A 12,719-nucleotide genomic window follows, 5' to 3' on the forward strand; every position below is an offset into this window, starting at 1 on the left:
CAGGCGGCCCCGCTGCCGCCTACCCCGTTGTGACTGTTGGCCGGGCTGCTGCCCGTTCCGGTGCCACCGAGGCCACCCTGTCCGTCGCCGGCCCCGATGCCGCCGTGCCCGGCATCACCGCCGTTGCCACGGTTGCCGGTGCCCGCCGGCGCTGAGGCGTTGCCACCCGTGCCGCCCGCGCCACCCGCCTGACCGAGGGCGTGGCTGTCGCCGCCGTTGCCGCCGTTGCCGCCGGTCGCCGTGGCAGTGCCACCGACGCGTCCGCCACCGGCGTCGCCGCCATCGCCGCCGCGGCCGGCATGATGCCGCCGTCACCGTGACCGCGCGGCGTCACCGACATCACTGTGGGCCGGAACAGGTGGGCCGTGTCCGAGTCCGCGACCCGAACATGAAAGCCGTTGCGCAACAACGGGTGTGGAATATCCGGGGTGAGGCTGCCCAGCGCTGCCGATGCGGTGAAGAGCTGAGCGTGCAGGGCCACCGGCACATCGTGATTGTTTGGCGCCGCAGCTGTGCCGACGGCGGCCCCCGCCGACGCCAGTGCGACCAGTGCGAGCGGGCGGCCCTGCGGCGCGGATTCTCCAGCCGGTGAGTCGGTCGGCGCGCTCGTGGCGGCCGCGGCGAGAAGGCCGGTCGCGATCGCAGCGGACATCCTGGTCAGCGTCATCATTGACTTCCTTCCCGCGTGAACTCCCTCGGGTCACGGCGACGCGATCAGCGCGGTTCACAGCGGTATCAAAGGTGATCCACATCACATTCGGACGATCGATGACGGATTTCGTCGCGAACAGGCGTTAGAGCTGCGGATTGCGTGTTCTGCCGTCTCCCCAGCGGTTGGCGGTCGGCATCGGGAACAAACGCTGCAGCGCTCCCGTTGACCACGACGACAGTTGAGCGCAACTGACTCAAGTCTGGGTTGACACGAAGGGGTCGACAGGTGAAGGCTTGAGTGCGGTGCACTCAGTCTGAATGAGTGCAGCGCACTCGCGACCCCTAGCAGGACTATTCAGGAGGCAACACCATGGCTCGTGCGGTCGGAATCGACCTCGGGACCACCAACTCCGTCGTCGCCGTACTCGAAGGCGGCGACCCGGTTGTGATCGCCAACTCGGAGGGCTCTCGGACCACACCGTCGGTTGTGGCGTTCGCGCGCAACGGCGAGGTGCTGGTGGGACAGCCCGCCAAGAACCAGGCGGTGACCAACGTCGACCGCACCATCCGGTCGGTCAAGCGTGAAATGGGCACCGACTGGTCGATCGAGATCGACGGCAAGAAGTACACCGCGCAGGAGATCAGCGCCCGCGTCTTGATGAAGCTCAAGCGCGACGCCGAAAGCTACCTGGGCGAGGACATCACCGACGCCGTGATCACCGTGCCCGCATACTTCAACGACGCCCAGCGCCAGGCCACCAAGGAGGCCGGCCAGATCGCCGGGCTCAACGTGCTGCGCATCGTCAACGAGCCGACCGCGGCCGCGCTGGCCTACGGGCTTGACAAGGGCGAGAAGGAACAGACCATCCTGGTCTTCGACCTCGGTGGCGGCACGTTCGACGTCTCGCTGCTGGAGATCGGCGAGGGTGTGGTAGAGGTCCGCGCCACCTCCGGTGACAACCACCTTGGCGGCGACGACTGGGACCAACGCATCGTCGACTGGCTCGTGGAGAAGTTCAAGGGCACCAGCGGCATTGACCTGACCAAGGACAAGATGGCCATGCAGCGGCTACGTGAGGCCGCTGAGAAGGCCAAGATCGAGCTGTCCAGCTCGCAGAGCACCTCGATCAACCTGCCCTACATCACCGTCGACGCGGACAAGAACCCGCTGTTCCTCGACGAACAGTTGACCCGCGCAGAATTCCAGCGCATCACACAGGATCTGCTGGACCGCACCCGCAAGCCGTTCCAGTCGGTGATCGCCGACACCGGCATCTCGGTGTCCGACATCGACCATGTCGTGCTGGTCGGTGGGTCGACCCGCATGCCCGCGGTGACCGATCTGGTCAAGGAGCTGACCGGCGGCAAGGAGCCCAACAAGGGCGTCAACCCTGACGAGGTTGTCGCGGTGGGCGCCGCGCTGCAGGCCGGTGTGCTCAAGGGTGAGGTGAAAGACGTTCTGCTGCTTGACGTCACGCCGCTGTCGCTCGGCATCGAGACCAAGGGCGGCGTGATGACGAAGCTGATCGAGCGCAACACCACGATCCCGACCAAGCGGAGCGAGACCTTCACCACGGCCGACGACAACCAGCCGTCGGTGCAGATCCAGGTCTATCAGGGTGAGCGGGAGATCGCCGCGCACAACAAGCTGCTCGGCAGCTTCGAGCTGACCGGTATCCCGCCGGCGCCGCGCGGTGTGCCGCAGATCGAGGTCACCTTCGACATCGACGCCAACGGCATCGTGCATGTCACCGCCAAGGACAAGGGCACCGGCAAGGAGAACACGATCCGCATCCAGGAGGGCTCCGGCCTTTCCAAAGAGGAGATCGACCGGATGATCAAGGATGCCGAGGCGCACGCCGAGGAGGACCGCAAGCGTCGCGAGGAGGCCGACGTCCGCAACCAGGCCGAGTCGCTGGTCTACCAGACGGAGAAGTTCGTCGCCGACCAGCGCGGAGCCGAGGGTGGATCCAAGGTCCCCGAGGACACGCTGACCAAGGTCGATGCGGCCATCGCCGAAGCGAAGACGGCACTCGAAGGCACCGACATCGGGGCGATCAAGTCCGCGATGGAGAAGCTGGGCGTCGAGTCGCAGGCGCTGGGCCAGGCCATCTACGAGGCCACCCAGGCCGGGCAGGCGGCAGGCGGCGCAGCCGACGGCGGCGCGGCAGGTTCTTCGCAGGACGATGTCGTGGACGCCGAGGTTGTCGACGATGACCGGGAGAACAAGTGAGCCAAAACGATTCGCACGAGCCGGTGACCGTCACCGACAAACGGCGTATCGATCCCGAGACTGGCGAAGTTCGTGAACCCACGACCGGGCCGGCCCCCACTGGGCCGGCACCGGAGGGATCGGCGTCGGAGGAAGTCACCGAGCTGAAGTCCACACTGCAGCGTGTGAAGGCGGAGTACGACAACTACCGCAAGCGCTCTCTGCGCGACCAGCAGCTGGCCGCCGAGCGGACCAAGGCCGCGGTTGTCACCCAACTGCTTCCGGTGCTCGACGACCTCGACCGCGCCCGCAGTCACGGTGACCTGGAGGCAGGCCCACTGAAGTCGGTCGCCGACAAGTTGGCGACCGCGCTTGAGGGGCTTGGCCTTTCGGGCTTCGGCGATGAAGGGGACCCGTTCGACCCTGCGCTGCACGAAGCCGTGCAGCACGAGGGGGAGGGCACGCATCCCATCGTCGGAACCGTGATGCGACGCGGCTACAAGGTCGGCGAACAAGTGGTGCGCCACGCCCTCGTCGGCGTGGTCGACACCGTGCCGGAAGCCCAGGACGCTGCGGACACGCCCGATAACGGCGACGAGTCGGCCGGTGAAGCCGCACAATCAGACAACACCTAGAAAAGGTAAGGAGGTGACGCGCTATGGCTCAACGCGAATGGGTCGAGAAAGACTTCTACAAGGAGCTCGGCGTCTCCTCTGACGCCAACGCCGACGAGATCAAGCGGGCCTACCGAAAGTTGGCCCGCGATCTACACCCCGACACCAACTCCGACCCGAGCGCCGCCGAGAGATTCAAGGCGGTGTCCGAGGCGCACAGCGTGCTGTCGGACCCGGCTAAGCGCAAGGAATACGACGAAACTCGACGGCTGTTCGCAGGTGGCGGATTCGGCCGGGGCCGCTTCAGTGGTGGCGGCAACTTCGGCGGGTTCGGTGGCGATGGCGTCGAGTTCAACCTGAACGACTTGTTCGATGCCGCTGGGCAGACCGGCGGCGCAAATATCGGCGACCTGTTCGGTGGACTGTTCGGCCGTGGCGCGCAGCCACGGCCGAGCAGGCCGCGCCGGGGCAACGACCTCGAGACCGAGACCGAGCTGTCGTTCATGGAGGCCACCAAGGGCGTGGCGATGCCGCTTCGGCTCACCAGTCCGGCGCCGTGCACGAATTGCCATGGCAGCGGGGCGCGTCCGGGCACCAGTCCGAAGGTGTGCCCGAACTGCAACGGGTCCGGGGTCGTGAGCCGCAACCAGGGTGCGTTCGGGTTCTCCGAACCGTGTACCGAATGCCGCGGCAGTGGGTCGATCATCGAGCATCCGTGTGACGAATGTAAGGGCACCGGTGTGACCACCAGGACCCGGACCATCAACGTGCGGATCCCGCCGGGCGTCGAGGACGGGCAGCGGATCCGGTTGGCCGGACAGGGCGAGGCGGGTCTGCGCGGTGCGCCGTCAGGCGATCTGTACGTGACCGTACACGTCAGACCGGACAAGGTGTTCGGCCGCGACGGCGATGACCTCACCGTCACCGTACCGGTCGCTTTCCACGAATTGGCATTGGGGACAACGCTTTCCGTGCCGACGCTGGAAGGCAAGGTGGGTGTGCGGGTGCCCAAGGGCACGTCAGACGGCCGCATCCTTCGGGTACGCGGACGCGGAGTCCCGAAGCGCTCCGGCGGCCACGGTGACCTCCTGGTGACCGTCAAGGTCGCGGTGCCCCCGAACCTGGAGGGGGAAGCGGCCGAAGCGCTGGAGACCTACGCGAAAGCGGAGCGGGCCAGTGGTTTTGACCCGCGAGCCGGATGGGCGGGTGCGTGATGGCCAACAAGGAGGACGCACGCACCTTCCTCATCTCGGTGGCCGCCGAGCTGGCAGGCATGCACGCCCAGACGCTGCGCACCTACGACCGGCTCGGTCTGGTCAGTCCGCAGCGCAGCTCTGGCGGCGGTCGCCGCTATTCGCAGCGTGATGTCGATCTACTGCGTGAGGTTCAGCGGCTGTCGCAGGACGAGGGCGTCAACCTGGCAGGCATCAAACGCATCATCGAGCTCACCAATCAGGTGGAGGCACTTCAAGCCCGCGTACGTGAAATGGCACACGAGTTGGAAGAATTGCGCGGGCGGCAACGACGTGAGGTCGCCGTCGTGCCAAAGAGCACGGCCGTGGTCGTCTGGCAGCCGCGCAACAAGCGCTAGGTCACGGTGATCGAGAACCGGGCGGTCTCGGGCTTACCGGGGACCGCATAACGGTACGTACCGCGGCGCAGTGAATCCGTGGGTGCGGCCATCGGCTCGATCGCCACGATGTCGTCGTTCTTCGGCGCGAACAGCTGAGCTGCCGGGTAGCCCGTCTCGAATTTCACCTCGACGCGGCGGTCGCCGCCGGACAGTATGAACACCGCACCCTCGGGCACGTTGTCGAAGCCGTCGTCATATGTCACGGATTTCAGCGGCTCGGTGGCGCCGTTCCAGTCGTCGTGCCCTCCGGTGGGGATGCCCCAGTTGTCCACCGGCAGATGGCGCATCGACGGCGTGGTCAGCCGCCACTCTTCACGCGGCACGCCGGGAATCGTGAAATACGGGTGATACCCGAAGCACAACGGCACCGACGCCGACGTGGTCGGCATCACGGTGGTCTCGATGGTGAGCGTGCGATCGTCAAGCGTCACATGCTGCGTGAGCAGGTGGGGGAAGGGAAAAGACGCGAGCAACCTCGGCTTGCCGCCGAAGTCCAGGACTGCCGTCAGCGTGTTGTCCGTGCGGGCGGTGACCAGCCAGCCGGGGTAGGCCGCGAGCACGCCGTGGATCGGCACGCCGTGCTCGTCGGTGCGTACCCCTCCAGTCCCCGGCGTCAGGGTGACCACGGCGCCGTTAATCTCATATCTGTTGGCGCTCAACCGGTTTGCCCATGGGTACAGGATCGGTATCCCCATCGTCTTGCCCGCGGTCACGTAGGCGTCGAGGCCGCGACGCTGGCCGAGGAATTCATCGCCGCCGTCGGCGAGCGAGGTGCCCACCATGCCTGCGACGGGGACGAAGGTGGCGGTCACTGAAGAAGACGGGTCCTTCAGCGTGACGGTCTCGAACTCCGACATGTCTGACGATCCTGCCACGCTCAGCCGGCAAGCGGATCGTGTTGTATCCGCTCCGCGGGTGCCCCCTTGGCGATCAGCGCCGCCTTGGTGGCCTCGACCATGTTCGGCCCGCCGCAGATCAGGATTTGACGATCACCCCAACCGCCGTAGCGCGTCACGACGTCGGGAAGCAGGCCGGTCTGCCGCACGTGCAGCCCGCGCGGCGGTTCGACGTCGGGATAGTCGGCGGCCCACGGCGGATCGGTGCTGAACTCCGACACCGGCGTCACCGACAGCCACGGGTTGGTCGACGCGATCTGCCACAGCGTGCGAAGGTCGTAGAGCTCACTGGGGTAGCGGGCGCCGAAGAACAAGTGCACGCGCGGGTTCTCGCCGTACCGGGTGAGGTCCATGATCAGCGTGCGCAGCGGCGCGAGACCCGTACTGCCCGCGACCATCAGCACATCGCCGGCGCTGCGGTCGACGTGCATGCCGCCGTGCGGATTCGACAGCCGCCAGCGGTCACCGGGTTTCGTCTCGCCGATGATCGCGGGGCTGACCATGCCGCCGATGACCGAGCGGATGTGGAACTCGATGGCTCCGCCGCGGTCGGCGGGTATCGCGGGACTCAGAAACCGCCACCGACGCGGCCACTGCGGCACCTGCACCGTCACGTACTGGCCCGGGTGGTAGTACAGCGGCTGATCCAACTGCAACCGGACCACCGAGACGTCGCGGGTGACTCTCAGGTGCTCGATCACCGTGCCGTCGCGAAACGGCGGCCCCTTCTCGGCGTCGGCGGCACCGCGCATCACCCCGACGATCAACGCGACGGCGTCGTGGGTGGCCGCGGCCAGCCGGTCGTCCCAGCTCTCGATGAGATGACTCCGCAGCGTCGTCAGCAGTGCATCGTGCATGGTGTCGTAATGTCGTTGCAACACACCGTATTTGCGATGATCGCGGCCCAGCTGGGCCAGAAACGCGATCGGTTCCTCGGCGCGCCGGGCGATCATCTCGGAGAACAACCAGGTGATCACTTCGGCGAACGCGGTCCGCTGCGCCGCCATGTCCGGTGGGAACAGATCTCGCGCGGAAGTGTCGATGGCGAACCACCGGGTGTAGAACCGCCGGATCAGCGCGTCCGACCCCAACGCGGGATCGACCGCGTCGCGCAGCGTGCGCAGTGCATCACGGTCGTCCAGGCCCACGTCGCCCGAGTTTAGGCGGGCACTGCTCGGCGCCGGCGAACCGCGGCGAACACGATGAGCGCGACACCGGCAACGGTCCAGCAGATCAACACCGCGATCGCGGTCGTCGCGCCTGCACCGTCGAAGAAGGCCGTCGACCGCAGCAACGTTGCGGTGGCACCCTGCGGCATCCACTGGCCAAGGGCACCCCACCCGGCAGGTAGCAGTTCGGGCGCGCTGGCCAATCCGGACAGCGGATTGCCCAGCAGCATGGCCAGAGTCCGCCGATCGCCAGACCCACCCGGCCGAAAAGCGAGCCCAACCCCAGCATCGCCAAACCGGCGGCCAGCAGGCCCAACGTCAGTCCGGCCGCCACCGGCCAGATGTTGCCCTCAATGGAGCCAAGCAGGTACCGCAGCAACGCCGCGATGCCGACGCCCGCGCCCGCGGCGAACACCACAGCGGTGACCAGGCGGGTCCAGATCTCGCGCCGTATCACCAGCACCAGTGCGATGGCAGGCAGCAGTCCGGCCAACGTGATCGGCAGCGCCGAGGCGGCAAAGCCCGCGCCGCGAGGATCTCGAGCGGTCGGCGGGGCGAGGTCTTCGATGCGCAACGGCATGTGCGATTGCTGTGCGATGCCGGTGCCGATCTGGGTGAGCATCTGCGCGACCATGGGACTGCCACCGGTGGCGATCAGCAGACTGCGGTCGCCAGGCCCAAATGACATGCCGCCGTAGACATCTCGGTTGCGGATCGCATTGCGCAGCGCCGCCTCGCCGGGATAGTACGTGATGACGAACGCACCAGGTGCGTGCTGCTCGAGCATGTCGGCGACTTGCCCGCTGGCGGCAGTGGGCCCCGCAGCCCCGATGGGGATGCCGTGCGGTTTGGACCGCGCGGCGGGCAGCGCGAACGCGATCGCGAGGACCGCCAATGCGAGAAAGAGCGCGATGACGACCCCGGCGGCGCGGATGGCCGCGGGTGGTTCATGGACGGGTGACGCGTGTAGGGCGTGCCGTACGGGCGTGCCCAGCGAAGTCCCGGTCATGGCGAGTCCTTTTCATCCGACGTTGAATTAACCGTTGGGGCCAGCGTAACGCCGCAGCATCAACATTTCAACAGGCATTGAAATGTTAGTGTCGAAACGTGCCGCCAGCTGCCAAGACGACGAAGCGCCGGGGCCGCCGCCAGGGTGGGCCGGTGTCGCGCGATGCGGTACTGGCGGCGGCCAAGCAGCGGTTCGCGGCCGAGGGGTATGAGAAGACAACGCTGCGCGCGATCGCGTCAGACGCGCATGTCGACCCCTCGATGGTGCTCTATCTGTTCGGTTCGAAAGAGGAGTTGTTCCGCGAATCGCTGCGGCTGATCCTTGATCCCGACGTCTTGGTGGCCGCGCTCACCGGCGGACCGGGTGACGACCCGGACATCGGCACCAGGATGGTGCGCACGTACCTGCGCATCTGGGAGGCGCCCGACACCGCAGCGAGTATGCGGGCGATGCTTCAGTCGGCGACGTCGAACACCGACGCGCACGACGCGTTCCGCGGCTTCATGCAGAACTACGTGCTGACCGCGGTGTCGGATGTGTTGGGCGGCGGCGAACAAGCGCGGTTGCGGGCGACGCTGGCCGCGAGCCAACTCGTCGGAACGGCCGTGCTGCGGTACATCATCGAGGTGCCGCCGCTGGCGACGTTGCCCCCCGATGACGTGGTTGCGTTGATCGCGCCGACCGTGACCAGATACCTGACGGCTGACACGGCGGAGCTACGCCTGCCCGAGCTATAAACCGTGAATCCCCTTGTACAGCACCAGAACACCAACCACCACCAGGATCGCGGCGACCAGGGTGGCGTGCTGTTGTTCCATCCACTCGTTGACGCTTCGCAGGGTTTCGTCCATGCGGTCGCCCGTCACCGCGTAGGCGAGGATCGGCAGCGCGACCGTGGACGCCGCGATCGCGACGAACCACACCACGCCGATCCACACCCTGGTGCTGCCCAACCCTTCCGTGCCGATCGCCAAACCCGCCGCCGCGCACATGAACAACACCTTCGGATTCGCCGCGGTCAGCACCGCGGCGGTGAGCCCGGCCCTGGCTGGTGTCATCTGTCCCAGCCGCTGTAGCCAGGCCGGCGTGTGGGCTTCGCGGTTGCGGGTGAGCCAGCGGTAGACACCGAACACGATCAGCGCGGCACCCACCACGATGCGCACCCACGACGCCCACGCGGGCGGCTTGCCGAGGTCGACCACCAGATTGGAGATCTCCAGGAAGACGACTGTCAGTGCGGTGAGGCCGATCAACCAGCCGGTCAGAAACGCCAGGCCGGTCCGCCGTGGCTGCGGAGTGCTGAGCGCGAGCACCGCCGGAATGACGGACAGCGGTGACAGCGCGATGACCAAGGCCAGCGGGACGAGTTCAGTGAGCACGTGTCGACCTATCCAGACCTATGTGGAGCGCCCGGCGTCGTAACGGCAGGCTTTCCACTCTGTGCCGTCATGCAGGAGCTCGACGTCGAGCGTCTTGGCGTGGGGCTGGTTGGCGGCCTGGAATCGGACGTTGGCCACGGCATTCTGGCCGTTCACCTCGACCGAATTGACGACGATTTGGGTCGGCCCGTCGGATTTGCGGCTCGCGTACCAACCGGGTTGGAAATCGGCGGGTTTCAGCATGTTTGGGCAGAGGTGGGCGGCGAAACCGGCGAAATCGGAGCGGTTGTAGGAGTTGTTCATCCCGTTCAGGATCGCCCGAACCTGGTCCTCGTCGGTGGCCGCCGCGGCCGGGCCTGCGGCCGCCACGCCCACCACCGTGAGGATCGTCACGCCGGCGACCAGTGCATGCATTGCTCAAGAGTGGCCGACGGGCCTGGCGAACCCCTGCACGACGCGCCGAGTGGGAAAAAGCTGGACTTGAGCGGAACAGACTCAACCTTGACGACGTTGAACATCGCGACAAGCATTTCTTTCTAGACGATCGGAGGTGTCGTGGACTCGTTCAACCCGACGACCAAGACTCAGGCGGCGCTGACCGCGTCGTTGCAGGCGGCAACCGCTGCAGGCAACCCGCAGATCACGCCCGCCCACCTGTTGATGGCACTGCTCACCCAGAACGATGGCATTGCCGCCCCGCTGTTGGAGGCCGTCGGCGTCGAACCTGCGACGATCCGTGCGGAGACGCAACGACTCCTCGACCGGCTGCCAAGCGCCAGCGGCGCGGCGTCGCAGCCGCAGTTGAGCCCGCCGTCGCTGGCCGCCATCACGGCCGCGCAGAATCTCGCCACCGAGATGGACGACGAGTACGTCTCGACCGAACACTTGATGGTCGGCCTGGCCACTGGCGACAGCGACGTGGCCAAGCTCCTGACAGGGCACGGCGCCTCGCCGCAGGCGTTGCGTGAGGCCTTCGTCAAGGTGCGTGGCAGCGCGCGGGTCACCAGCCCCGACCCCGAGGGCAGCTATCAGGCGCTGGAGAAGTACTCCACCGATCTGACGGCACGTGCCCGCGACGGCAAGCTTGACCCAGTCATCGGTCGCGACAACGAGATTCGCCGCGTCGTGCAGGTGCTGTCCCGGCGCACCAAGAACAACCCGGTGCTGATCGGTGAGCCCGGCGTCGGCAAGACCGCGATCGTCGAGGGCCTGGCCCAGCGCATCGTTGCAGGCGACGTTCCGGAGAGCCTGCGGGACAAGTCCGTCGTCTCACTCGACCTCGGGTCGATGGTGGCGGGCGCCAAGTACCGCGGCGAGTTCGAGGAACGGCTCAAGGCCGTGCTCGACGACATCAAGAACTCCGCCGGACAGATCATCACCTTCATCGACGAGCTGCACACCATCGTGGGTGCGGGCGCGACGGGCGAGGGCGCGATGGACGCGGGCAACATGATCAAGCCGATGCTCGCCCGAGGTGAGCTGCGCCTGGTCGGTGCCACCACGCTCGACGAGTACCGCAAGTACATCGAGAAGGACGCGGCGCTGGAGCGGCGCTTCCAGCAGGTGTTCGTGGGTGAGCCGTCGGTGGAGGACACCGTCGGCATCCTGCGCGGCCTCAAGGACCGCTACGAGGTGCACCACGGCGTGCGTATCACCGACTCGGCGCTGGTCGCGGCGGCCACGCTGTCCGACCGTTACATCACCGCCCGGTTCCTGCCGGACAAGGCCATCGACCTGGTCGACGAGGCCGCCAGCCGGCTGCGGATGGAGATCGACTCCCGGCCCGTCGAGATCGACGAGGTCGAGCGGCTGGTGCGCCGCCTCGAGATCGAAGAGATGGCGCTGGAGAAGGAGGAGGACGACGCCTCCAAGGAACGGCTGGAGAAGCTGCGCTCCGAACTGGCCGACCAGAAGGAGAAGCTGGCCGAGCTGACCACCCGCTGGCAGAACGAGAAGAACGTCATCGATGTGGTGCGCGAGCTCAAGGAGCAGTTGGAGACCCTGCGCGGCGAGGCCGACAGGGCCGAGCGCGACGGTGATCTGGCCAAGGCCTCAGAGCTGCGCTACGGCCGCATCCCGGAGGTCGAGAAGAAGCTCGACGCCGCGATCCCGCAGGCGGAGGCCCGCGAGGACGTCATGCTCAAGGAGGAGGTCGGGCCCGACGACATCGCCGATGTGGTGTCGGCGTGGACCGGCATCCCTGCCGGTCGCATGCTCGAGGGTGAGACCGCGAAGCTGCTGCGGATGGAAGACGAGCTCGGCAAGCGCGTCGTCGGGCAGCGCAAGGCCGTGCAGGCCGTGTCCGACGCGGTGCGCCGCAGCCGGGCGGGCGTCGCCGACCCGAACCGGCCGACCGGCTCGTTCATGTTCCTCGGCCCGACCGGTGTCGGCAAGACGGAACTCGCAAAAGCGTTGGCGGAGTTCCTCTTCGACGACGAGCGCGCGATGGTCCGGATCGACATGAGCGAGTACGGCGAGAAGCACTCCGTCGCGCGTCTCGTCGGTGCGCCTCCCGGCTACATCGGCTACGACCAGGGCGGTCAGCTGACCGAGGCGGTGCGACGGCGGCCGTACACGGTGATCCTGTTCGACGAGATCGAAAAGGCCCACCCTGACGTGTTCGACGTGCTGCTGCAGGTGCTCGACGAGGGCAGGCTGACCGACGGGCAGGGCCGCACCGTCGACTTCCGCAACACGATCCTGATCCTGACGTCCAACCTGGGCGCGGGCGGGACGGAGGAGCAGGTGATGGCCGCGGTGCGCTCTGCGTTCAAGCCCGAGTTCATCAACCGGCTCGACGACGTGATCATCTTCGACGGGCTCGAGCCCGGTGAACTGGTCGCCATCGTCGACATCCAGCTCCAGCAGCTCGCCAAGCGGCTGGCGCAGCGCAGGCTCACCCTGGAGGTGTCGCTGCCCGCCAAGCAGTGGCTGGCCCAGCGCGGATTCGACCCGCTCTACGGCGCGCGTCCGCTGCGCCGGCTGATTCAGCAGGCCATCGGCGACCAGCTGGCCAAGATGCTGCTGGCAGGCGAGGTGCACGACGGCGACGTCGTGCCGGTCAACCTCAGCCCCGACGGCGACTCGCTGGTCCTGGGCTGAGCCTTCGCCGAAACTGCATTCCAGCAGGGAAAGTTCGAGAGAACTCCTGCTGGA

The 12,719-nt window shown here is 67.0% G+C and carries 11 protein-coding genes and 1 pseudogene; 6 read left to right on the top strand and 6 right to left on the bottom strand.

The window, feature by feature from the left end:
* Positions 1-19: 19 nt before the first annotated feature.
* On the bottom strand, positions 20-667 hold the full coding sequence (locus tag ACGFK1_RS20890) for a hypothetical protein (RefSeq protein WP_393433453.1): 648 nt from the start codon (positions 665-667) through the stop codon (positions 20-22).
* 354 nt (positions 668-1,021) lie between these two features.
* On the opposite strand from ACGFK1_RS20890, the gene dnaK reads away from it, so the two are divergent.
* From dnaK to ACGFK1_RS20910, 4 genes are read left to right on the top strand one after another with little or no spacing between them, the layout of a single operon-like run.
* Positions 1,022-2,884 (top strand): molecular chaperone DnaK, encoded by a 1,863-nt coding sequence (gene dnaK, locus ACGFK1_RS20895; protein WP_393433456.1) that lies wholly within the window; start codon positions 1,022-1,024, stop codon positions 2,882-2,884.
* Positions 2,881-3,498 carry a nucleotide exchange factor GrpE gene (gene grpE, locus ACGFK1_RS20900; RefSeq protein WP_393433459.1) on the top strand — a complete coding sequence of 206 codons (618 nt, stop codon included), beginning with the start codon at positions 2,881-2,883 and terminating at the stop codon, positions 3,496-3,498. The genes dnaK and grpE overlap by 4 nt, the downstream gene beginning before the upstream one ends.
* Positions 3,499-3,521: 23 nt before the next feature.
* The gene (gene dnaJ, locus ACGFK1_RS20905) at positions 3,522-4,691 is read left to right on the top strand and encodes a molecular chaperone DnaJ (protein WP_393433462.1); all 1,170 of its coding nucleotides are present in this window, start codon (positions 3,522-3,524) and stop codon (positions 4,689-4,691) included.
* The gene (locus ACGFK1_RS20910; RefSeq protein ID WP_393433465.1) at positions 4,691-5,068 is read left to right on the top strand and encodes a heat shock protein transcriptional repressor HspR; all 378 of its coding nucleotides are present in this window, start codon (positions 4,691-4,693) and stop codon (positions 5,066-5,068) included. Before dnaJ ends, ACGFK1_RS20910 begins: the two co-directional genes overlap by 1 nt.
* Here ACGFK1_RS20910 and ACGFK1_RS20915 read toward each other — a convergent pair.
* The 3 genes and pseudogenes from ACGFK1_RS20915 to ACGFK1_RS20925 form a co-directional block, all read right to left on the bottom strand.
* Positions 5,065-5,967 (bottom strand): aldose 1-epimerase, encoded by a 903-nt coding sequence (locus ACGFK1_RS20915; protein ID WP_393433468.1) that lies wholly within the window; start codon positions 5,965-5,967, stop codon positions 5,065-5,067. The two genes, ACGFK1_RS20910 and ACGFK1_RS20915, sit on opposite strands and share 4 nt — an antisense overlap.
* A 20-nt stretch (positions 5,968-5,987) precedes the next feature.
* A complete protein-coding gene (locus ACGFK1_RS20920; protein ID WP_393433471.1) occupies positions 5,988-7,154 on the bottom strand; it encodes an FAD-binding oxidoreductase in 1,167 nt (388 codons plus the stop codon).
* A gap of 11 nt (positions 7,155-7,165) precedes the next feature.
* Positions 7,166-8,184: pseudogene (locus ACGFK1_RS20925) on the bottom strand (ABC transporter permease).
* Between the two features lie 98 nt (positions 8,185-8,282).
* On the opposite strand from ACGFK1_RS20925, the gene ACGFK1_RS20930 reads away from it, so the two are divergent.
* Positions 8,283-8,921, top strand: coding sequence for a TetR family transcriptional regulator (locus ACGFK1_RS20930; protein ID WP_393433474.1), 639 nt, complete (start codon positions 8,283-8,285; stop codon positions 8,919-8,921).
* On the opposite strand, the gene ACGFK1_RS20935 is transcribed toward ACGFK1_RS20930, so the two are convergent.
* Together ACGFK1_RS20935 and ACGFK1_RS20940 are read right to left on the bottom strand one after the other, a co-directional pair.
* Positions 8,916-9,563 (bottom strand): GAP family protein, encoded by a 648-nt coding sequence (locus ACGFK1_RS20935; RefSeq protein WP_393433477.1) that lies wholly within the window; start codon positions 9,561-9,563, stop codon positions 8,916-8,918. The two genes, ACGFK1_RS20930 and ACGFK1_RS20935, sit on opposite strands and share 6 nt — an antisense overlap.
* Before the next feature lie 18 nt (positions 9,564-9,581).
* Positions 9,582-9,977: a transcriptional regulator gene (locus ACGFK1_RS20940; protein ID WP_393433480.1), complete on the bottom strand. Its 396-nt coding sequence runs from the start codon at positions 9,975-9,977 to the stop codon at positions 9,582-9,584.
* Between the two features lie 141 nt (positions 9,978-10,118).
* Between ACGFK1_RS20940 and clpB the strand changes: the two genes are divergently transcribed.
* Positions 10,119-12,665 carry an ATP-dependent chaperone ClpB gene (gene clpB, locus ACGFK1_RS20945; RefSeq protein WP_393433484.1) on the top strand — a complete coding sequence of 849 codons (2,547 nt, stop codon included), beginning with the start codon at positions 10,119-10,121 and terminating at the stop codon, positions 12,663-12,665.
* Positions 12,666-12,719 lie beyond the last annotated feature (54 nt).

The sequence above is a fragment of the Mycobacterium sp. NPDC048908 genome, assembly GCF_043197955.1.
Classification (GTDB): Bacteria; Actinomycetota; Actinomycetes; order Mycobacteriales; family Mycobacteriaceae; genus Mycobacterium.

Bases quoted from the DNA above. Each gene is read 5' to 3' on its own strand.
- ACGFK1_RS20915 (WP_393433468.1), bottom strand. From the start codon at position 5,967: ATGTCGGAGTTCGAGACCGTCACGCTGAAGGACCCGTCTTCTTCAGTG.
- ACGFK1_RS20910 (WP_393433465.1), top strand. From the start codon at position 4,691: ATGGCCAACAAGGAGGACGCACGCACCTTCCTCATCTCGGTGGCCGCC.
- ACGFK1_RS20940 (WP_393433480.1), bottom strand. From the start codon at position 9,977: ATGCATGCACTGGTCGCCGGCGTGACGATCCTCACGGTGGTGGGCGTG.
- dnaK (WP_393433456.1), top strand. From the start codon at position 1,022: ATGGCTCGTGCGGTCGGAATCGACCTCGGGACCACCAACTCCGTCGTC.
- ACGFK1_RS20890 (WP_393433453.1), bottom strand. From the start codon at position 667: ATGACGCTGACCAGGATGTCCGCTGCGATCGCGACCGGCCTTCTCGCC.
- dnaJ (WP_393433462.1), top strand. From the start codon at position 3,522: ATGGCTCAACGCGAATGGGTCGAGAAAGACTTCTACAAGGAGCTCGGC.